Source organism: Rhodobium orientis, from assembly GCF_003258835.1.
In the GTDB taxonomy this organism is placed as follows: Bacteria; Pseudomonadota; Alphaproteobacteria; order Rhizobiales; family Rhodobiaceae; genus Rhodobium; species Rhodobium orientis.
This window is the reverse complement of sequence record NZ_NPEV01000005.1, coordinates 54950-75839: the sequence shown is the minus strand read 5'-3', so window position 1 is coordinate 75839 and position 20890 is coordinate 54950. Positions and strand designations below refer to the sequence as shown.

20 protein-coding genes and 1 tRNA gene are annotated in these 20890 nt (G+C 65.5%); 6 read left to right on the top strand and 15 right to left on the bottom strand.

The genetic code is table 11. The features are described from left to right. Nucleotides 1-7: 7 nt before the first annotated feature. On the bottom strand, nucleotides 8-286 hold the full coding sequence (locus CH339_RS04040; RefSeq protein ID WP_111433000.1) for a hypothetical protein: 279 nt from the start codon (nucleotides 284-286) through the stop codon (nucleotides 8-10). A gap of 170 nt (nucleotides 287-456) precedes the next feature. Here CH339_RS04040 and CH339_RS04035 point away from each other — a divergent pair. Then, nucleotides 457-532: transfer RNA gene (locus CH339_RS04035), tRNA-Asn, on the top strand. Nucleotides 533-595: 63 nt separating this feature from the next. On the opposite strand, the gene CH339_RS04030 is transcribed toward CH339_RS04035, so the two are convergent. Further along, on the bottom strand, nucleotides 596-952 hold the full coding sequence (locus tag CH339_RS04030) for a winged helix-turn-helix transcriptional regulator (protein WP_244668978.1): 357 nt from the start codon (nucleotides 950-952) through the stop codon (nucleotides 596-598). 171 nt (nucleotides 953-1123) lie between these two features. On the opposite strand from CH339_RS04030, the gene CH339_RS04025 reads away from it, so the two are divergent. After that, nucleotides 1124-2044, top strand: coding sequence for an NmrA family NAD(P)-binding protein (locus CH339_RS04025; protein WP_111432998.1), 921 nt, complete (start codon nucleotides 1124-1126; stop codon nucleotides 2042-2044). 1 nt (nucleotide 2045) lies between these two features. Then, nucleotides 2046-2813 carry an SDR family NAD(P)-dependent oxidoreductase gene (locus CH339_RS04020; RefSeq protein WP_111432997.1) on the top strand — a complete coding sequence of 256 codons (768 nt, stop codon included), beginning with the start codon at nucleotides 2046-2048 and terminating at the stop codon, nucleotides 2811-2813. Nucleotides 2814-3029: 216 nt separating this feature from the next. On the opposite strand, the gene CH339_RS04015 is transcribed toward CH339_RS04020, so the two are convergent. After that, nucleotides 3030-4010, bottom strand: a complete 981-nt coding sequence (locus tag CH339_RS04015) for a VOC family protein (protein ID WP_245408095.1) — start codon at nucleotides 4008-4010, stop codon at nucleotides 3030-3032. Between the two features lie 32 nt (nucleotides 4011-4042). Next, nucleotides 4043-4705 (bottom strand): L,D-transpeptidase, encoded by a 663-nt coding sequence (locus CH339_RS04010; RefSeq protein ID WP_111432996.1) that lies wholly within the window; start codon nucleotides 4703-4705, stop codon nucleotides 4043-4045. Between the two features lie 211 nt (nucleotides 4706-4916). Here CH339_RS04010 and CH339_RS04005 point away from each other — a divergent pair, with 211 nt between their 5' ends. Continuing rightward, the gene (locus tag CH339_RS04005; protein ID WP_111432995.1) at nucleotides 4917-5894 is read left to right on the top strand and encodes a LysR family transcriptional regulator; all 978 of its coding nucleotides are present in this window, start codon (nucleotides 4917-4919) and stop codon (nucleotides 5892-5894) included. A gap of 79 nt (nucleotides 5895-5973) precedes the next feature. Here CH339_RS04005 and guaA read toward each other — a convergent pair whose 3' ends face one another. Both guaA and CH339_RS03995 read right to left on the bottom strand, forming a co-directional pair. Then, nucleotides 5974-7521: a glutamine-hydrolyzing GMP synthase gene (gene guaA, locus CH339_RS04000; RefSeq protein WP_170138397.1), complete on the bottom strand. Its 1548-nt coding sequence runs from the start codon at nucleotides 7519-7521 to the stop codon at nucleotides 5974-5976. A gap of 96 nt (nucleotides 7522-7617) precedes the next feature. Then, nucleotides 7618-8922, bottom strand: coding sequence for an RsmB/NOP family class I SAM-dependent RNA methyltransferase (locus CH339_RS03995; RefSeq protein WP_111432993.1), 1305 nt, complete (start codon nucleotides 8920-8922; stop codon nucleotides 7618-7620). A 230-nt stretch (nucleotides 8923-9152) separates the two neighbouring features. Between CH339_RS03995 and irrA the strand changes: the two genes are divergently transcribed. Further along, nucleotides 9153-9560 (top strand): iron response transcriptional regulator IrrA, encoded by a 408-nt coding sequence (irrA, locus tag CH339_RS03990; protein ID WP_111432992.1) that lies wholly within the window; start codon nucleotides 9153-9155, stop codon nucleotides 9558-9560. 161 nt (nucleotides 9561-9721) lie between these two features. Here irrA and CH339_RS03985 read toward each other — a convergent pair whose 3' ends face one another. The 9 genes from CH339_RS03985 to paaN form a co-directional block, all read right to left on the bottom strand. Next, entirely contained in the window at nucleotides 9722-10852 is a 1131-nt protein-coding gene (locus CH339_RS03985) for a polysaccharide biosynthesis/export family protein (RefSeq protein ID WP_111432991.1), read from the bottom strand. A gap of 317 nt (nucleotides 10853-11169) precedes the next feature. Beyond that, entirely contained in the window at nucleotides 11170-12417 is a 1248-nt protein-coding gene (locus CH339_RS03980; RefSeq protein WP_111432990.1) for a KpsE/RkpR family capsule polysaccharide export protein, read from the bottom strand. A 3-nt stretch (nucleotides 12418-12420) separates the two neighbouring features. Further along, the gene (locus tag CH339_RS03975) at nucleotides 12421-13068 is read right to left on the bottom strand and encodes an ABC transporter ATP-binding protein (protein ID WP_111433060.1); all 648 of its coding nucleotides are present in this window, start codon (nucleotides 13066-13068) and stop codon (nucleotides 12421-12423) included. Nucleotides 13069-13459: 391 nt separating this feature from the next. Continuing rightward, on the bottom strand, nucleotides 13460-14161 hold the full coding sequence (locus CH339_RS03970) for an ABC transporter ATP-binding protein (RefSeq protein ID WP_111432989.1): 702 nt from the start codon (nucleotides 14159-14161) through the stop codon (nucleotides 13460-13462). Beyond that, nucleotides 14148-14936, bottom strand: coding sequence for an ABC transporter ATP-binding protein (locus CH339_RS03965; protein WP_111432988.1), 789 nt, complete (start codon nucleotides 14934-14936; stop codon nucleotides 14148-14150). Before CH339_RS03965 ends, CH339_RS03970 begins: the two co-directional genes overlap by 14 nt. Beyond that, nucleotides 14933-15901 carry a branched-chain amino acid ABC transporter permease gene (locus CH339_RS03960; protein ID WP_111432987.1) on the bottom strand — a complete coding sequence of 323 codons (969 nt, stop codon included), beginning with the start codon at nucleotides 15899-15901 and terminating at the stop codon, nucleotides 14933-14935. The genes CH339_RS03965 and CH339_RS03960 overlap by 4 nt, the downstream gene beginning before the upstream one ends. Then, on the bottom strand, nucleotides 15902-16774 hold the full coding sequence (locus tag CH339_RS03955) for a branched-chain amino acid ABC transporter permease (protein WP_111432986.1): 873 nt from the start codon (nucleotides 16772-16774) through the stop codon (nucleotides 15902-15904). 99 nt (nucleotides 16775-16873) lie between these two features. Continuing rightward, complete coding sequence (locus tag CH339_RS03950) at nucleotides 16874-17971, bottom strand: ABC transporter substrate-binding protein (RefSeq protein ID WP_420825901.1); 1098 nt, start codon at nucleotides 17969-17971, stop codon at nucleotides 16874-16876. 167 nt (nucleotides 17972-18138) lie between these two features. Then, nucleotides 18139-19800, bottom strand: a complete 1662-nt coding sequence (gene paaN, locus CH339_RS03945) for a phenylacetic acid degradation protein PaaN (protein ID WP_111432984.1) — start codon at nucleotides 19798-19800, stop codon at nucleotides 18139-18141. Between the two features lie 286 nt (nucleotides 19801-20086). Between paaN and paaG the strand changes: the two genes are divergently transcribed. After that, on the top strand, nucleotides 20087-20887 hold the full coding sequence (paaG, locus tag CH339_RS03940; RefSeq protein ID WP_111432983.1) for a 2-(1,2-epoxy-1,2-dihydrophenyl)acetyl-CoA isomerase PaaG: 801 nt from the start codon (nucleotides 20087-20089) through the stop codon (nucleotides 20885-20887). The last annotated feature ends 3 nt before the right edge of the window (nucleotides 20888-20890 follow it).

Sequence of the window (20890 nt, the reverse complement as noted above, 5' to 3'; positions counted from 1 at the left end):
ATTTCGCTCAAGAGCCGTTTTCGCGCGCGGTCCAGCGGCCCTTCTCGGTCTCGCCGTTGCGGCGCCGGCGACGCTTTTCCCACCACACCTCGACGCGCCGCCGGAGCCGGCGGACCGGCGCCAGATCGATGGAAAGCACCAGGATGCCAAGCGGCAACATCCAGAACCCGACGACGGGCAGGAAGCCGAGCACGCCGCCGATGACGAGGAGCACGCCGATGACGATGCGGGCAATGCGCGATCCCGGCAGCGAGATGCTGCGATTGCCGAGGCGGACCTTCGTCATGCATTGACCTTTCGACAGCAGCCCGCCCGGCCAGAAAACCGGCGGAAGGGACGTCCGCCGTCCTTGCAGGTGGAAAACGTTTCGCTGTGAAAAAACATGGCGATTTGGGCCTTGGCAATTGCGACGGGGATTTGATATAGGACGGGCCTCGGTCGTTCGCGACCGTCTGTTCCCCGGTAGCTCAGTTGGTAGAGCAAGCGGCTGTTAACCGCTGGGTCGCTGGTTCGAGTCCGGCCCGGGGAGCCACCTTATCTCCCAGACCCTCCAGACATCTTCCGCTCGGCCCCTGCGAGCGCTTTCGCTCGGCGCCTATTTCTTGGCGTCGTAGCGGGCCTGCGCGGCCTCGATCCGGGCCATGTTGCGGAACGCCCAGGTGCCGACGGCCTCGATCGGTCCGGCGAGCGAATGGCCGAGTTCCGTCAGTTCGTAGTCGACCCGCGGCGGGATCGACGGCGTCACCGTCCGCGTCACCAGGCCGTCGCGCTCCAGATTGCGTAGCGTCAGGGTCAGCATGCGCTGGGAAATGCCCTCGATGCCCCGCTTCAGTTCGCTGAACCGGAGCGGGTGCGTCCTGAGCAGCATGATGACGAGCACGCTCCACTTTCCCGCAATGCGCGACAGCACCTGCGAGGCCTTCATGCAGTCGGCCGTGTGGCGGATGGGCATTTCGGTTCCGTGCATGTGACCCCGGTATCACCTCTGTGCCGTCTTGCGGCGCCTGATCAGAGCCTAATATCTATACCGAGTTACAAAGAAGAACCAAGTGCTGATCCGGAACGAACGCATGCCGTTCCCCGTTCACCGCACTTCCAGGAAAACGTCAGGACGAGGCAAGACATGACCGAAACGAGCAAGACAGTGGTACTCGCGGGGGCAACCGGTGACCTGGGCTCCCTGATCGCAGAGCAGCTTCTGGCAAAGCCGGAGGTGAAGCTGCGCGTCCTCGTCAGGCCCGAAAGCGTCGCCAAGGTCGCGGCCCTTCGCGAGCGCGGTGTCGAGGTCGTCGAACTCGACCTGGCGACCGCGGACCAGGGCGCCGCGCTGGAAGAGGCCGTGGGCGGCGCCTTCACGGTGATCTCGGCCGTCCAGGGCGGTCCCGACATCATCGTCGACGCCCAGCTCCGCCTGCTGGAGGCGGCACGAAAGGCGGGCGTGCGCCGGTTCATCCCGTCCAACTTCTCCTACAACATCTTCGGCCTCGACGAGGGCGACAACATCAATTCCGACGATCGCCGCGCCTTTGCCCGCGCTGCAGAAGACGCGCGCGGCGACGTCGAAGTCGTCCAGATCCAGATCGGTGCCTTCAACGACAAGAAGGTCACCTTCGGCTTCCTCGGCGCCTTCGATCTCGGCGAAGGCCGCGCCTTCCTCTGGGGCGACGGCGACAAGGAAATGGACTTCACCACCTACGCCGACGCCGCGCGCTTCACCGCCGAGGCCGCCGTCGACGACGCGCCGCTGCCGGGCGTCCTGTCGGTCGCCGGCGAAACGCTGGATTTCCATGGGCTGGTCAAGGCCTATGAAGAGGGCTCGGGCAAATCCATCACCGTCGAAAAGATGGGCAGCCTCGCCGATCTCGACGCCGAACTGGAACGGCGCCGGCAGGCGGAGCCGGCAAACATGTACGCCTGGCTGCCGCTGATGTACTGGCGCGCGATGCTGTCGGGAAAGGCCAAGCTGCAGTCGATCGCCAACGACCGCTATCCGCACATCCAGCCGACCGGCGTCGCGGAGTACGTGCGCAGCGAAGGCCTGTGAGATGGCGGAGATCATCGACCTTGCAAAGGCCCGTTATCCCGACCTTGGCGACCGGCGCGTCGTCATCGCCGGGGGCACGGGCGATGTCGGCGAAGGCATCGTCCGCGCCTGGCTGAAGACCGGTGCGCACGTTGTCGTACCGTCGCGCACCGAGAGCAAGGTGGAGCGCTTCCGGCAGGTGCTGTCCGACCTCGGCCGGCCGGAACGGCTCGATTTCGTGGTCGGCGACTACACCGGGTTCGAGGCGGCCGACGCGGCGGCCGAGCGGATAACGACCGACTTCGGCGCCGTCACGGACGTCGTCGCCTCGATCGGCGGCTGGTGGCAGGGCAAGCCCTTGTGGGAGGTCTCGCAGGACGAGTGGCAACGGTATTTCGTCGCCATGACCACGGCCCATATGGCGACGGCCCGGGCCTGGGTCCCGCGCCTGCCCCGCGCCGGCAGCTACCAGGTGATCCTCGGCGGCAGCGCGGTGACGCCCGTGAAGGACGCATCGATCATCAGCATGCAGCAGGCAGCGCTCCTGATGATGCGCCAGGTCCTTTCCGTGGAAGCCGGCGACGGGCCCCGCATCGCCGCACAGGTGCTGGGTCCGGTGATCACCTGGGCGCGCAAGCGCTACCAGCCGGACTGGGTCTCGAACGAGGAAGTCGGACTGGTCACGGCGGCCATCGCCGCCGACCCCGGCGCGACGGACAAGGACTTCGTCAGCCAGGACAAGAACGAGATGCTGAAGACCCTGCAAGGGCTGAACGTCTATCCGGCTTGATCGCGGCGGAGCCGGCGCCGCGGCTTAGCGGACCCTGCCCGACGCCAATCGCGGCTGCTTGTGGTTCGCCGCCGCAATGCGCAAATTCTGTCTGCCATCCGTCGGCAGCAGCGCCTCAGGCACATTGCGTTTTTTCTCAAACACGCAACATGCCTTAGGTTTTTGTTTGGAGGCGATTTCTTCTCCAAAAGGTCTGTCAGCTTTTTGGGAAAGCGCCTAGATCGCCCGCAACCGAACCCTGTTTCCCCAGGGGTCCTCGACCTCTATCCCTCCGGCGATGGGCTTGAACGAGACGCCCGCCGCGCGCAGGCGCGCTTTCCGATCCTCCAGCGCCGAGCGGCCCGCAATTGCGACCGAAAACCACGACAGTCCGAGTTCGGCCTCGCCGCGTTGGCCCGCACCCTGGCTCTCCCAGATATTCACCGCCACATGGTGATGGTATTTGCCGGACGACATGAAGACGACGCCGGGCGCGCGCCGGGTCGCCTCGAAGCCGATCAGGCCGGAATAGAACCGCTCGGCCGCCGCAAGCTCGCCGACCCGCAAATGGATATGGCCGATGCGCATCGCCGCCGGCGCACCCGAATACGCGTCCTCACTCCGGTCGACCAACTCTAAGAGCGGATCGAGGTCGAGGTCGAAGACGCCCATGGCGACCTGCCCGCCCGCCCACCTCCATTCCGCCTCCGGCCGCGAGGCGTAGACCTCGATGCCATTGCCCTCCGGATCGTCGAGATAGACGGATTCGGTCACCCGATGATCGGCCAGGCCCGACACCGGAAAGCGATGCCTGGCGGCATGGACGATCCAGCGCGCCAGATCCGGCCGTGTCGGCATCTCCAAGGCGAGATGGTAAAGGCCCGCCGCCCCCGCCGGCACCGGCGTCCCCCCGGGGTCCCGCACCAGCTCGAGGAGCCCCACACCGCCGGTGCCGAGGACGGCACCCTGCTCGGTCCGACTGAGGACCTCCAGCCCGATGACCTGTCGGTAGAAGAGGATCATGCCGTCCAGATTGCGCACCCGCAAACCGGCACGATCGATGCACATCGGTCGCCGGTGGGAGGGGATGCGATCCGCCCTGCCCGCCAGCGCCCAGCCCGTCCCATGGACCCCGGTCAGGACGCCCGCGCACAGGGCGCTCGCGGCTGCCGCGAGCACCGATCGGCGGGTCGTCATGCGTTTGCCCGTTGCCGGCATCGCCGTTCTCCTTTCGCGCGGTTCCGCCGGATTCAGCTCGTTGCCGGCGTGGCGGGCAACACGACAACCTTCGTGCCGACCGGCACACGCCGATAGAGATCCATGATGTCCTGATTGAGCAGCCGGATGCAGCCCGACGACACGGTCGTGCCGATCGTCCATGGCTCCACCGTGCCATGCAGCCGGTAGTAGGTGTCGCGGCCATCCCGGTAGAGATAGAGCGCACGCGGGCCGAGCGGATTGCCAGCACCCCCCGCAAGGCCGTCCTTCAAGGGGCCGTACCTCTTGGGATCGCGCTTGATCATGTCCGGCGTCGGGCGCCAGCCCGGCCATTCGGCCTTTCGGGCAATCGTCGCCTCACCCCGGAAATTGAGCGCTTCCTCCTTGCCGACACCGACGCCGTAGCGAAGCGCACGGCCGTTCTCCAGCACCAGATAGGCGTAGCGCGCGGCGGGATCGACGACGATCGTACCCGGCCATTCGTTTGTCCGATACGCCACCTCGCGGCGTAGGAACTTCGGTTTGACTTTTCTCAGATCGATCGCGGGCACGGGGAACGGCTCCGTGTCGACCGCCGCGTACATGGAAACGTAGGAGGACCCGATGGCCGGTTCTGCCAGGGACTGCCGACCCGTGGTGCAGCCGGCCAGGACGAAGGGAATTGCGGCCACAAAGCCACGTCTGCTGATAGTCATGCCGCGTCTGCACCTCATGAGAGCCAAAAATCCCGGCGATCAGAAACAGATGGCGCAAGGCGCGTCTATACGTTATGAGGTAATTGCATTCATAACCAATGGCTATGATAGAGCAGTACGATGGGGCGGGCGGTGCGACCCAACGCGCCGGGCGGATGTTCCGGGCGCCGTCGCGCATCGCCTGCAAGCCGGGACATCGAGGTCAGAACCGATGGATATCGCCGCGGCACTGAGAGCTTTCGTCCGCACCGTCGAGCGCGGCTCCGTGACCGCCGCCGCCCGCGACCTCGGGGTCTCCCAGCCCGGCGTTACCAAGCACCTGCGCAATCTCGAACGCCATGTCGGCGCACGTCTGCTTGAGCGCTCGGCACGGATCGTGCGGACCACCCCCGAGGGCCAGGCCCTTTACGACACCAGCCGCGAGGCGCTGGCCACCATCGAGGCCGCGCTTGAGGGCGTTCGTCGCGACATGGGCGCGGTCGAAGGAAATCTACGCGTTCACGCTCCGTCGTGCCTTGGGGCGAAGCATCTCCATGGCATCGTCATGGCCTTCCAGCGGCGCCATCCGGATGTCACGGCCGATCTCGTTCTCGACAATCGCGACGTCGACCTCGTCTACGAGAATTTCGATCTCGCGATCAAATACGGCCGTCCGGTCGATCAGGAACTCATCATCCGCCGTCTTGGCGCGGTCCGCCGCATCCTCGTCGCCTCGCCGGACTTTCTCGACCGGTCCGGCCCGATCGACACCGTGCAGCGGCTGTCGGAGGTCGGCATCATCACCAACGCCGCCCTCCTCGCCTCGCGCGATGTCCTCCCGCTCCGGCATCGCGACGGCCGGCTGGTCGACGTTCCGGTTCGCGCCGTTCTGCGCACCAATAATGCCGAGGTCATCGCCGCGACGCTGATCGAGGGCCATGCCGCAGGTCCCGTGCAGCAGCTCCTCGTCAACGACGAGCTCGCAGAGGGCCGTCTCGTGCGCATCCTGCCGGACTATGAGGTCAGGCCAACGGAGGCGTTCCTTGCCTATCCATCCGTGCGTTTCATGCGGCCGGTCGTGCGCGCGTTCACCGACTTCGCGGTTCCGGAGCTGCGTTCGGTCGACGGCATCGTGAGCGCAGGGGAAAGTCCGCCGAGCGAAGAGTGCCCGCAGAGTTCAATGGCGGCAAGAACGGCAGCCGACGTCTGAAAACGGGAGTTACCGGCAGAGGCCAAGTTTTGCGGCCATTCTCACTTCATCCGCACCTCGGAGACGGTGCGGGCCGAGATCATTCCCACTCGATCGTCCCTGGCGGTTTCGACGTGACGTCGTAGACGACGCGGTTGATGCCGCGGACCTCGTTGACGATGCGCGCCGACACCCGGCCGAGGAATTCCATGTCGAAATGGAAGAAATCCGCGGTCATGCCGTCGACAGAGGTGACGGCCCTAAGGCCGCAGACGAACTCGTAGGTCCGCCCGTCGCCCATGACGCCGACGGTCTGCACCGGCAAAAGCACGGCAAATGCCTGCCAGATGGCGTCGTAGAGCCCGGCCTTGCGGATCTCGTCCAGATAGATGGCGTCGGCCTGGCGCAGGATGTCGAGCTTTTCGCGTGAGACCCCGCCCGGGCAGCGGATGGCGAGCCCCGGCCCCGGGAACGGATGGCGGCCGACGAAGGCCTCGGGCAGGCCGAGCTCGCGCCCGAGCGCGCGCACCTCGTCCTTGAAGAGTTCGCGGAGCGGCTCCACCAGCTTCATGTTCATGCGTTCCGGCAGGCCGCCCACATTGTGGTGCGACTTGATCGTCACCGACGGTCCGCCGGTGAACGAAACGCTCTCGATGACATCGGGATAGAGCGTCCCCTGCGCCAGGAAATCGGCGCCGCCGATCTTCTTGGCCTCTTCCTCGAAGACCTCGATGAAGAGCCGGCCGATGGTCTTGCGCTTGGTCTCCGGGTCGCTCTCGCCCGTGAGCGCGTCGATGAAGGTGTCCGCCGCGTCCACATGGACGAGCGGGATGTTGTAGTGATCCCGGAACAGGCCGACGACTTCCTCGGCCTCGTTGAGACGCATCAGGCCGTGGTCGACGAAGATGCAGGTGAGCTGCTCGCCGATCGCCTCGTGCAGGAGCACCGCGACGACGGAGGAATCGACGCCGCCGGAAAGCCCGCAGATCACCCGGCCGTCGCCGACCTGGGCGCGGACCTTGGCAATCGCCTCGTCCCGGAACGCGGCCATCGTCCAGTCGGCCGTGCAGCCGCAGATATCGACCACGAAGCGCTTCAGCAGCGCCGCGCCGTCCGGGGTGTGGTAGACCTCCGGATGGAACATGGTGGTGTAGATCCTGCGGTCCTCGTCGGTGGCCACCGCAAAGGGCGCGTTCGGCGACGTGGCGCGCACGGCAAAGCCCTCCGGCAACCTTGTCACCCGGTCGCCATGGCTCATCCACACCTGGTGCCGCTCGCCGACCGACCAGATCCCCTCGTAAAGGGTCGACGGCTCGTGGATTTCCACGAAGGCGCGGCCGAACTCCGCCGCGTGGCCGCCCTCCACCATGCCGCCGAGCTGCAGGCAGGTGGTCTGCTGGCCGTAGCAGATGCCGAGGATGGGAAGACCGGCCTCAAAGACGATGGGAGGCGCCGAAGGCGCGTTCTCGTCCAGCACCGAGGCAGGCCCCCCCGACAGGATGACGCCCTTCGGCTTCAGCCGCTCGAAAGCCTCGCCAGCGCTCTGGAACGGAACGATTTCGGAGTAGACCCCGGCCTCGCGCACGCGCCGCGCAATGAGCTGCGTCACCTGGGAGCCGAAGTCGATCACAAGAACGGTGTCTGTCATGGACATCGCATAAGCGAGCTTCGGCCCGTCCGCAAGACCGAGGGGCCGGCTGTCACGCGTTTTGTTTTCGCAGTGCGGTATTGGTGGAGCGGCCGGTCATTCCGCTCGCTGCATGAGGGCAACGAAAAAGCCGTCGGTTCCGCTCGTTGCCGGGGTGAGTCGCGCGCAATCGCCACGGTCGCCGACGGCGGCCCGCAGACCCTCGGGCATCGCCTCTCCGGTCGCCGCCAGCCAGGCATCGCCGGGCGCCGCCAGCCGGAAGCCGGGATTGGCATCGAGAAAGGCAGCGATGCGGCCCTCGTTTTCCGCGGCAAGCAGCGAGCAGGTGGCATAGACGAGGTGACCGCCGGGCTTGACCAGCCGCGCCGCCTCGGCAAGCACCGCCTCCTGCTCGGCAATCCTCAGCTCCAGGGCTCCCGGCGCGACCCGCCATTTGGCGTCCGGCCGCCGGCGCCAGGTGCCGGTGCCGGTGCAGGGCGCATCGACCAGCACCGTGTCGGCGCGGCCCTCCAGGTCTGAGAGCGTGTCGCCGTCCGGACCGCGAAGCTGGACGTTGCGCACGCCCGCCCGCTTCAGCCGCTCGCGGATATCGCCGAAGCGTCGCTGGTCCGCGTCGTGGGCGTAGATCTGGCCGGCGTTGCGGGATTGCGCGGCGAGCGCCAGGGTCTTGCCGCCGGCACCGGCGCAATAGTCCACCGTCTGGCCGCCGCCGAGCCCTCCGGCAAGCAGCGCGGCGAGCTGGCTCGCCTCGTCCTGGATCTCGAACCAGCCCTTCCTGAAGGCGTCTTCCGACTGCACATGCGGCAGCCGCTTCGGCCCGTCGGGCGCGGCGATACGCAGCCCCACCGGCGACAGCGGCGTCTCAACGGCGCCGAACCGGGAAAGCGCCTTCATCACCTTCTCACGGTCGGCCTTCAGCGTGTTGACGCGCAGATCCAGCGGCGCCCGGTCGGCAAGCGCCCTGCCCTCGTCGACGGCGCGCTCCCCGAAGGCGGCGACGAATTCCGGCCACAGCCAGTCCGGCACGTCCGCCAGCACATGGTCCGGCGCGCCGTCCCGGACCTCGCCGGCAAGCGCCGCCCGTTCCGCATCGCCGAGCGGCTCCGGCGCGTGACGGTCGTCGCCGAGCACCGCATCGAGGTCGGCAAGGTCCTTACCCCACATCGTCACATAGGCACCGAGCACCAGCGCGCGCCCATTGTCGTCACCCATGCGCCAGGCGAGCGACAGGCGCCGGCGCAGCGCGTCGAAGACGAGATTGCCGATCGCCGCCCGGTCGCCGGAGCCGGCAAACCGGTGGGCAAGGCCCCAGTCCTTCAGCGCATCGGCCGCCGGCCGGCGCCGCGAGAGGATGTCGTCGATGATTTCAATCGCCGCCATCAGGCGGCCGCCGTCCTTCATGCCGGGTCCCTTTTGTGTGGCGGCGGGAACGAAGGGTCACCCGGCGCAGGTCTCTGCCACCGCCGGTATCGGCTCTGGCGAGCAGCGGTCAAGAAGCTTCTTTGATAAGCCGTCCGAATCCGGTCAGAAAACATTGCAGCGCCCGTGAAATGGGCATCGACTAACTTTGCCCTTGTAATAAACAAGAATGCTTCTAAAATTATTTGCTAGGTATAAATCGGGAGCCTCCCATGCAGCGCCTCGCCCTTGAGCGCCTGTTGCGCAAGGCCGGCCTCAAGCCGACCGAGAAGCGCATCGCCATTGCCGGCCTTCTTTTCGACGGGCCGACGACCAAACACGTGACAGCCGATGACGTCATGGAAACGGCGCGACGCGCCCGCGTGCGCGTCTCCCAGGCGACCGTCTACAACACCCTCAACCAGTTCTGCGCCGCCGGCCTCCTGAAGCGCATCGTCATCGACAACTCCAGCACCTTTTTCGACACCAATACGGACGATCACCACCACATCTACAACGAAGACGACCATCACCTGGTCGACCTGCCGATGATGGCGATCGATACCGACAAGCTCCCGCCCCTGGGAGACGGCGAGACCATCCGCTCGGTGGATATCGTCGTGCGCGTCGGCAACAAGTAAGCCGTCCCGGACTTTCCCACAGCTCTGCGACATGGAGTAGCCGAAGGCGGGCAGTCGCCGCCTTCGTGCGAAGATGGCTGCCGTCATCGCAAGGCATTGCCGGCGCACATCTGGACCGGAGATCGGACAACGCTCGACGGCGGTATCCGATGCGGCGTGGCTTAGCGGGTGATCAGGTCGACCGAACGGGCCGAGGTAATACCCGGCTGGATGATGTTCAGGAACTTGCCGAATTCGGCCGTCGGATGATTGGCGACGTAGAGGATGTCCTTGTCGCGCAGTTCGAAATAGCGCGCGTAGAAGAACGCTTTCGGATCTTTGAAGTTAAGCCGGTAGACGACAGGAACTTTGTAGCCGGACACGGCCTGCAGATCGACCTTGTCGCTGAGTTGACGCGCAACTTCCACGTCCTCGAAGCGGAACAGGAACACGCCGCCCGCATCGGCCCGCTTGTCGTCCAGGCCGCCGGCTCGTGCCAGGGCCTCCGCCAGCGTGATGGTGCGCGATTCGAACCTGTACTCCTTGGTGGAATCGACCGCGCCAAAGGCCGTGAAGCTGCGCGGCGCGTGGGCCAGGAGGATGTTGTCGTTCGGCGACAGGAAGATATTGTTTCCCGGATAGTCGAAAAGGTTCTCAAGCACGGTGGTCGCGGTGCGGTCCTTGCGCTTCAGCGTCACCACCGTCTCGTAGGTCGGATATTTCGATCCGCCCGCACCGGCGATCAGATCGAGAATCCGCGTGCCGCGCAGCGAGATCGGATAGCGGCCTGGCTTGGAGATGTCTCCGACGATGACCGCGCTGTTGCTGACATTGCCCTTCACGTTCACCAGAACCTGCGGCTGGATCGCCTTGTCGACCAGATTGGCCTCGATGTTCTGGCGCACCGTTTCCACGGTCCGTCCCGCCACGCGCATCCGCCCAGCATAGGGAATGAAAATCATGCCGTTCTCGTCGACGACGGATTCGACATTCGTGTTCTTGCCGTTGACCGTGGAGAACAGGCCGTTCTCGCCCGCTTCCCAGATCGTCACGGCGATCCGGTCACCGACGCCGAGACGCTGGCCGTTGCCTGGCGCGCCGACCTTGAAATTGCGGGAGAACTCCGTCAGCCGGTATTGGCCGGCCACGTTCGCGCTGTTGGCGTCAATCGGGACGAAGATGTACTCGGTCTGCGGCAGCGACTCGATGTCTGCCGCGCTGATGTCCATCGCCGACGGCCCTTCGCTCGGAAGCCCCGAACAGCCGCCCAGAATCCCGACAATGGCAAGCGCGAAAAGGAGTTTGTGATGCATGGGTTTATATCGTTATTGCACGCCGTTGCTTACCACCGTCATGGCGCATCCGCCATATCCGCGAATTTAGTCGGACGGGTTTCCGAGATCCCCGTTGCAGCGGCGCCACACTATCGCGCCCACCCTCTTTGCCGTCGTCCCCGCAGGTCGCAAGAGACGGTTATTTTCGGATCGGCGCAAGGCGTTTTTTCCAAAAAAGGCGATGCGCCGCCGATGATCCCCACGCCCAGTGTCACCGCATCCTGGTTAGCATGCGGTGAAGGGAAAAGGTAAATGCCATATGAACCGCCTGTCCAGGAACGCCGGACGGCGAACCGTCAAATCATGTGATCGCGGACACTGGCGATCGCCAGCGAGCCGACACCCCAGATCAGGAAGGCGCCGCCGAAAATGATCAACGTCCAGCGCAGGCGTTCCGGATAGAGGGCGTCCTGCGGCAGCCGCGGATTGACGAACACGGCCAGATAGCGCTGTTGCCGGTCGGCCTCGATTCGCGCGCGCTCCAGCGATCCCAGCGTCGACACATAGGCCTTCTGGGCGAACTCCTGTTCGGTAACCAGCTCCTCGTAGCGCTTCAGGTTCTCGTTCAGGGATTCGCCGCCGGCAGAATCGCGAAGCGCCAGTTTCGTCCGCTCGTCGAGAATCTGCTTCTTCAACGCCTCAATCTGGGTCCGCATGTGGATGACGCGCGGCGCCGTGTCGCCCATCGACATCAGCGCCGTGCCCAATTCCGTTTCACGCTTGGCCAGCTGGCCCTCGAGCGAGGAAACGATGGCGTGCTCGGTCTTGGCCGTCATCGACGGGTCGATGATCTTGCTGACCTCGCGGAAACGGGCGATCGCGACGCGCGCCAGGCGCAGCCGGTTTTCGGCTCTGGCCACTTCGGAGCGTGCTTCGTTGACCGCATCGTCCCGTATCTTGCGGGAGAGCTCGTTGATCAGCCGTTCGCTGCGACCGATCACGTTCTCGGCGACCAGCTTGGCATCGGCCGGCGTGAACGCCCGCACTTCCAGGAGGATGATCCCTTCGGTCGAGTCGAAATAGACGCTGACCATGCTCTTCCAGTAGTCCATGAACGACTCGACCGACCGGTTGTCGCCGGCCCGGGCGAGGAAGTCGGCCTCGTCGCGATTGTAGATCTGGCGCAGGTTGATCGCCTTTTCGAGCTCGTCGACGAGTTCGCGCGAATAGATGTACTCCGTCACGATATAGGCGTCGGATGCAGTCGACGACGTGCTGCCGACGCCGGCGAGGAGACCGCCGATGAGGTCCGGGCTACCGCCGGATTCTGCGCTGCGGATCGCGAACCGCGCTTCAGCCGCGTACTGGTCCGAGGCGATGAAGAAAAAATAGATCGCGGCGAGCAACCCCGGTACCACGACGAACAGCGCCAGCGACTTGCTGACCGAAAGGCGCGGCTTTTTCTTGCGCTGGGTCTTTCTGCCGGCGCGCTTGCGTTCCGGCTTCATCCGCGCGTCGTCGTTCTTCTTGGCGTCGGTGGTGAAGACCGACGGGTCCAGTGCCAGCCGTTTCAGCCTGTCGGCAGAATTGGGGATTTCCAGCATGAGCTAAAGGGCCTTGTAGATTTCGATCGCCTCGTGGAGATCGTCATAGAACTCCAGCCGGCCGTTGTTCAAGACAGCCGCGGTATCGCAGTAGGAAATGATCGTCTGCACCGAGTGCGAAATCATGATGACGTCGGCCGTCTCGCGCCGGGCGGAGAACTCCGCATGACATTTGTCCCTGAAGCGCTTGTCGCCGACCGCGGTGAGCTCGTCGATCAGATAGCAGTCGAACTCGATCGCCATGCTCATGCCGAAGGCCAGACGCGCCTTCATGCCCGATGAATAGGTCTTTACCGGCATGTCGAAATAGTTGCCGAGTTCGGCGAAACTCTCAACGAAGTCGATCACTTCCTCCGGATCCGCATTGTAGATGCGGCTGATGAAGATGCAGTTTTCCCGGGCCGAGATGTCGCTGGCGAAGCCGCCGCCGAAGCCGAGCGGCCACGACACACGGCCGCCGCGCCGGATCGAGCCTTCGGTCGGATGCTCGACGCCGGCCAGCAGGCGCAGCAATGTCGACTTGCCGGTACCGTTCTGGCCGAGGACGGCGAGGCTGCGGCCGCGGTTGACCTTGAAGGTGGCGTCGCGAAGGATGGTCTTCGTGCCCTTCTTGGTCCGATAGGTCTTCGTCACCCCGTCGAATTCGACGATGTAATCGTTCCGCTTCTCGCGTCTGCGGACCGGCGACAGGTAGCCGATCTTGCCGGCGAACGCGCCCACCTTTTCCCCGATGGCAGCGCGCTTTTCGACAATTGGCGCAAACCGTTCGACGCCGCTCTGAAGCAGGCGCGTCGCATGATTCCTGGCGCTTTCAACGATCGCGTCGGCCAATAATGCCCCCTCGGAGTACGATTTGTAGGTGATGCCGATCGCATATTCGCCAGACGATCATGACCTTACGATGGCAGCCGCCACCTCACCTAACCACGAGAACCCAAAGAAAGGATTACAACATTACCCGCCCGCCCGTCCACCGTCGCGGGCGGCAACAAGCCGGTCAGCCCGAAAAAAACAGGTGCAAACGGGCGGCCCGCAAGGCCGGTCAGACGCCGAGATAGGCCTCGCGGACGCGCTCGTCGCGCATCAGGTCGCCGGCCGGACCGGAAAGCGTGATGTCCCCGGTCTCGATGACATAGCCGCGGTCGGCGATGTTGAGCGCGGCAAAGGCGTTCTGTTCGACGAGGAACACGGTCGTGCCGGCATCGCGCAGCCGTGTGATCGCCTCGAAGATCTTGTCGACCAGGATCGGCGCAAGACCCATCGACGGTTCGTCGAGGAGAAGGAGCTTGGGATCGCTCATCAGCGCGCGGCCGATCGCCAGCATCTGCTGCTGGCCGCCGGACAGGCCGGCCGCAAGCGACTGGCGGCGTTCGCGCAGCACCGGAAAGCTTTCGTAGACGTGCTCAAGGAATGCCGTCGTCGCGCCGCGGTTGCGCCGGTAGGCGCCGAGCCGGAGATTGTCCTCGATCGTCAGCGAGCCGAAGATCTGCCGGCCCTCCGGGACCTGGGCAATGCCGCATTCGACCCGCCGGTGCGGCCCCAGCCGGGTGATGTCGGCGCCCTCAAAGAGCACCTTGCCCCGGGTGACCGGCTGCACCCCGGAAATGGCGCGCAGGAGCGTCGTCTTGCCGGCGCCGTTGCCGCCGACGAGCGAGACGATCTCGCCTTCGTTGACGGCGACGTCGACGCCATGCAGCGCCTCGATGCGGCCATAGGCCGAGCCGAGCCCCTCAACCGAAAGCACGGGCGGCCTCCTTCGATCCGTGGCTGCCGAGATAGGCGGCGATGACGTCCGGGTTCCGCCGCACGGTCTCGGCCGTTCCCTCGGCCAGCGTGCGGCCGTAGTCCAGCACGTGCAGCCGGTCGGAAATGCGCATGACGAGCTTCATATCGTGTTCGACGAGGACAACGGTGACGCCGTCCGCGGCAATCTGGTGGATAAGCGCGTCGATTTCCTCCGTCTCGACCGGATTGCAGCCGGCGGCCGGCTCGTCGAGCAGGAGAACCTTGGGGTCCGCGGCGAGCGCCCGGGCGATCTCCAGCCGCTTCAGCGCGCCATAGGGCATGGAGCCGGCGACGGTGTCGGCGTATGCGGCAAGGCCGACGCGCGACAAGAGCGTCAGCGCCGCCGCGCGCGTCGCCTCGTTCTGGCGGGCGACAGAGGGCAACGCCAGGAGATGTGCGAAGACGTTCATCCGTTCATGCCGGTGACAGCCGACCATGACGTTTTCCAGCGCCGTCATGCGAAAGAAGATCTGCAGGTTCTGGAAGGTGCGCGACAGGCCCTTGCGGGCAAGCAGATGGGGCCCAACGCCGGTGACGTCGCGGCCTTCCAGGAGCACCTTGCCGTGCTTGGGCGTGTAGACGCCGGAGATCAGATTGAAGAGCGTCGTCTTGCCGGCGCCGTTCGGGCCGATGATGGAAAACACCTCGCCGGCCTCGACCGCAAAGCTGACATTGTCGACGGCCTTGAGGCCGCCGAACTCGATACCGAGGTCTTCCACGGACAGAATGCTCATGCCGCGCCCCTCCCGGCAACGAGCGCCCGCAGGCCCGGCACGATCCCGGCCCTCAGGAAAATCATGAACACCATCATCAGGAGGCCGAGCAACAGGTGCTCGTAGTCGTGGAACATGGTCAGGAGCTGCGGCAGCACGACGAGGACGGCGGCGCCGACGACGGAGCCGAGGATCGAGCCCATGCCGCCGAGCACGACCATGGTGACGAGCTCGATGGAGTGCAGGAACCCGGCGGTGTCCGGCGTGATGAAGCCGTTGAAGAGGGCGAGCGCCGATCCCGCGAGCGCGGCATAGACCGCCGAGACCACGAAGACGACGAGCTTCATGCGGGCAACGTCGATGCCGGCGACCCGGGCCGCGATCTCCGAATCGTGCACGGCGCGCAGCGCCCTGCCCGTCGGCGAATCGACCAGGTTGACGGCGACCCATGCGCCGACGACGAGCATGGCGCCCGCGATCCAGTACCAGAGCTCGGCCGTCTTCACCTTCAGCCCGAAGGCGGATTTCAGCAGCTTCTTGATGCCGAGGGAGGCAACGGCGATGCCGTCCGGACCGCCGGTGATCCACGCCTCGTTGTTGATGACCATGGCAACGAGGATGCCGAAGCCGAGAGTGGCGACCGCCAGATAATGCCCCTTCAGGCGCAGAATCGGACGCCCGACCAGATAGGCGATCAACGCCGAGGCAACGGCGCCGATGACAACGGCGAAAATGCCGGGAACGCCCAGTTGCGCCGGCAGCACCGCGGCGGCATAGGCGCCGATGCCGAAGAAGCCGGCATGGCCGAGGCTGACCTGGCCGGCATAGCCCATCAGAAGGTTGAGCCCGATGACGGCAAAGGCCGAGATCCAGACCAGCGTCGCGATGCGCAGGTAAAAGCTCGACGGCAGCACCAGCGGCAAGAGCGCGACGAGGACGATGAGCACGGCCGGCACGGCGAGGCGATGGTTGAGGAGCGCAGACATCTAGACGCGCTCCACGCTGGCCCGGCCGAACAGCCCGGTCGGCAGGACGAAAAGGGTGATGAGGATGACAACGAAGGCGATCGCGTCCTTGTAGTCGGACGAGAGATACCCGGCACCGAAAGCCTCCAGGAGGCCGACGACGAGCCCGCCGACGACGGCGCCGAGCGGATGGCCCATGCCGCCGAGCATCGCTGCGGCAAAGCCCTTCAAGGCCAGCAGCGTGCCGACCTCGTAGCTGGTCAGCGTGATCGGGGTGACGAGCACGCCGGCAACGGCGCCGATGGCCGCCGACAGCGCAAAGGCAAGGCTCATGATCATGCCGGTGTTGATGCCGACGAGCTTGGCGGCCAGCCGGTTGGCGGAGGTGGCGAGCACCGCCTTGCCGATCAGAGTGTGATTGAAGAAGGCCCACAAGAGGACGACGATGACGACGGCGCCGCCCATCACCCAGAAACTCTGGGGCAGGATCGAGGCGCCGCCGACGACGATCGGTGTGTCGCCGGAGAACGGCTGAAGGGTGTGGAACTGCTTGTCGAACACCACCTGGGCAAGGCCGCGGAGAAAAATCGAGGCGCCGATGGTGATGATGATGAGGGTGACGGACGACGCGCCGCGCGCCGGCTCGATGGCGAGCCGGTGCAAGAGGAGGCCGACGACGACGGCGCCGAGGATCGCCAGCACGACGGCGAGCGGGATCGGCACGCCGAGGGCGGTCAGGAACACCGTCGCCATGCCGCCGATCATGACGAACTCGCCTTGCGCGAAATTCACCACGTCGGACGCGTTGTAGATGATCGTGAAGCCGAGCGCGACGAGCGCATAGACGGCGCCAACGGTCAGGCCGGAGAAGGCGAATTGCAGGAATTCGGCCATCTCTTCCCCCTTACGGAAAAGCGGATTGCGGAAATGCCAAGGAAAACCGCGGACCGGCGGCTGGTGAAGGCGCCGGCCCGCGAGATGGCCCCAAAGGGGCTATTCGGCGATCGTCCAGTCGCCGTTCTTGACTTCCAGCATCCGGAATGCCGTCAGGTCGAGGCCGAGATGGTCGTCCGCGCTCATGTTGACGACGCCGGCCGTTCCCATGAAGCCGGAGGTCTTCTCGATCTCGTCGCGGATCGCGGCCGGATCGGCCGAACCGGCCCGCTTGATCGCCTCGACCAGCATCATCAGGCCGTCATAGGCATGGCCGCCGAAGGTCGAAACCGGCTCGCCGGTGGCGCCCTCGTACTTGTCCTTGTAGCCGACGACGACGGATTTCTGCGGATCGTCATCCGGCAGCTTATCGGCGACCAGGAGCGCGGCAGCCGGCAGGCGCACGCCCTCGGCGGCATCGCCGGCAAGCTCGATGAAGCTCTTGGAGGCAACGCCGTGGCTCTGGTAGAGCGGCACGTCGATGCCGAGCTGCTTGTAGTTGCGGGTGACGATCGCCGGGCCCTGGCCGAAGCCGGGATTGACGACGGCCTCGAGCCCCTCGGTGTTCTTGATGTTGGTGAGCTGCGGCGTCATGTCGGAATCCTTGGCGCCGTAGGTCTCGTCGGCAATGATCTCCACGTCGTAGTTGCCGGCAACGTCCAGGCACTGGTCCCGCATCGACTTGCCGAAGCCGCCGGTGCCGGAAATCATGCCGACCTTGGAGATGCCCCGCTTCTGCATGTCCTCGAAGATCTTCTCGCAGGCCATGCGGTCGGTATGCGGGGTCTTGAACACCCATTTCTTCACCGGATCGATGATGACGACCGCGCCGGCGAGCGAGATGAACGGGATCTCGGCATCCTCGAAGACCGGGATCATCGCCATGGTGGTGCCGGTGGTCGAGCCGCCGACGACCGCGACCACTTCGTCCTCTTCCACGAGGCGGGTGGCGAAGGTGCGCGCCTTGCTGGCATCGACGCCGGAATCATAGGCGACAAGTTCCAGCTCGTTGCCGTCGACGCCGCCGGCCGCGTTGATCTCCTTGACGTAGAGTTCGAGCGTCTTCATCTCCGGATCGCCGAGGAACGACGCCGGACCGGTGGCAGACAGCACCGTGCCGATCTTGATGGTGTCGGCGGAAGCGGCAAGCGCCCCCATCGACAATGCCGCGACCGACACCGCGGCAGCTCCCAGAAGGTTGGTCAGTTTCAGGGTCATTTTTTTCCTCCCAAATGCCCGTTATTGGACTTTATTGGTCTTATTTTTAGCGACACGCCGGGGCGAAAGCCGTGCGGCGCATCGTCTTAAGCGGGTACGCTCCGGCTTTATGCCTGGCGGCGCACCGTGGCAACGCGGAACCGGTTGGCGACGAACGCCGCATCGGTCAGGCACGCATTGCCGGCCGGGTTGGCCCCGGTCACGTGGTAGTCGCTGAAGGCGGCCGACTGGTTGACGTAGATGCCGCCCGTCAGATTGACCGACAGCGGCACGCCGGCATCGGCGAAGGCCTCGCTTGCAGCATCGATGACCGCTTCGTCGGTCGAGTAAATCGCCGCGGTGATGGCGCCGCGCGATTTGGCCGACCCGGCGGCCCGGGCGATGGCCGCCGCCGTCTTCGCGGTAGCGATGACGAAGGAGATCGGCCCGAAGCGCTCGGCGAGGTAAACGTCCTCGTCCTGCGCGTTGAGGGCGAGAATGAGCGGCGTTGCCGTGCGCGCCCCGCCCGCGACCTCGGCATCGACCGGTCCGGAATCGCGCACGATGCGGCCGAGGCCGCGGCTGTCGGCGACCCGCTCGGCCGTTGCCGGATTCTGGATCGCACCGAGGATGCCGAGCGCCCGGTTCGGCTCGCCGAGGAGCTTGTCGACGGCGGCCGCGATGCCGTCGGCCACCTCGTCGAAGGTCTTCCTGCCCTCGTCCGTCTCGATACCGTCCCTGGTAACGTAGATGTTCTGCGGCGCGGTGCACATCTGGCCGGAATAGAGCGACAGCGAAAAGGCGATGTTGGCGCACATGCCGCGGAAATTGTCGGTGGAGTCAACGACGATGGAGTTGACGCCCGCCTCCTCGGTGAAGACCTGCTTGCCGGCGCCGTGCGCGCGAACCCATGAGCCGAAGGCCGGCGAGCCGGTGAAATCGACGATGGCGATGTCCGGATGGGTGACGAGTTCCTGCGTGATCGGCGCGTCCGCCTCGTCGACGGCGAGGAGGAGCACATTCGGATCGAAGCCGGCCTCGGCGAGCACCTCGCGACCGATCCTGACCGTCAGCGCCAGCGGCAGGATCGCCTTCGGATGCGGCTTGACGATCACCGGATTGCCGGTGACGAGGCTGGCGAAAAGGCCCGGATAGGTGTTCCAGGTCGGGAACGTGCTGCAGCCGATGACGAGCGCGATGCCGCGCGGGATCACCTTGAACGTCTTGTCCATGACGAGCGGGCCATGCTTGCCCTGGGGCTTTTCCCAGCGCACCGCGCCGGGCACCAGCGACATCTCGTGATAGGCGTAGGCAACGGCCTCAAGGCCCCGGTCCTGGGCGTGCGGGCCGCCGGCCTGGAACGCCATCATGAAGGACTGGCCGGAGGTGTGCATGACGGCGTGCGCCATCAGGAAGGTCTGAGCGTTGATGCGGGAAAGGATTTCAAGGGCAACGCCGACGCGGTCTTCCACGCTCGCCGCCGCCCAGCCCTTGCCAGCCGATTTCGCCGCCGCGATCAGCGTATCGGGCGTTGCCGCCGGATAGGTGATGCCGAGGGCAAGGCCGAACGGCGAGTCCTCCTTGCCGGCAAGCCCCGCATCGTTCGGCTGGTCGAGGTCGAAGGGTTTTCCCAGCAGTGCCTGGAACGCCGCCTCGCCGTCCTCCTTGGCGGTCTCGCCATAGACCGACTTCGACGGCACCTCCGGATAGGGCGTCCAGAAGCCGCGCGTCTTGGCGGCCTCAACCGCCTTTTCCAGGGTCTCGCGATGCGTGTCGAAAAACGCCGGCATTCCGTCTCTCCCTTTGTCGGCGCGTCGTCGGACCGGCAGCTCGAAAGCTCCGGCCCGCGCGGCCTTTTTTCTCGGTAAGGAAGCCCCAACCCGGCGGATTTCCGACGATCGAGGTCGTTTCGTCACAACCGTCGCTACGCCGTGTTGACTTCCTCAAGTCTCGTCCATAATAATTTACCGACCGGACGGTCAGTCAAGCCCTCATTTTGGCAATCGTCAAAAAAGACGGGCGATCGAAACGGCATGCAGAACATGACATGCCGGCAACAGGGAGAAGAACGAGAAAATGGACGAAACCCCCATCCTTGTGGAGCTGCGCGAGGGCTATCGCGTCATCACGCTCAACCGGCCGGACCGTCTCAACTCATTCAACGAAGCGCAGCACAAGGCGTTCTTTGCCGCCGTTGCGGACGCCGAGGCGGATGCAGCCTGCGGCGCGCTCGTCATCACCGGCGCCGGCCGCGGCTTTTGTGCCGGCCAGGATCTCTCCGACCGGGTGACGGCCGAAGGCGACGCGCCGCCGGATCTCTCGGTCACCATCGAGACGTACTACAATCCGCTTTTGAAGAAGCTGCGCGCCCTGCCCTTCCCGACGATTGCCGCGGTCAACGGCGTTGCCGCCGGCGCCGGCGCCAACATCGCGCTCGCCTGCGACATCGTCATTGCGGCCAAATCCGCAAAATTCATCCAGGCCTTTGCCAAGATCGGGCTCATTCCCGATTCCGGCGGCACCTGGTCGCTGCCGCGCCTTGCCGGCGCCGCCCGCGCCCGCGCCCTGGCGCTGACCGGCGACCCGCTGCCGGCCGAGACCGCAGCCGACTGGGGCATGATCTGGAAGGCCGTCGACGACGATGCCCTGATGAGCGAGGTCACTGCGCTGGCCGAGCGCTTCGCGGCCGGCCCGACCGTCGGCTACGACCTCATCAAGCAGGCACTCGATGCCTCGGAAACCAACGACTTCGCCACCCAGCTCGACCTGGAGCGCGACCTCCAGGGCAAGGCCGGCCGCACGCCGGACTACGCCGAGGGCGTGCGCGCCTTCATGGAAAAGCGGCCCCCCAATTTCGTCGGCCGGCGCAAGGGCTGAAGG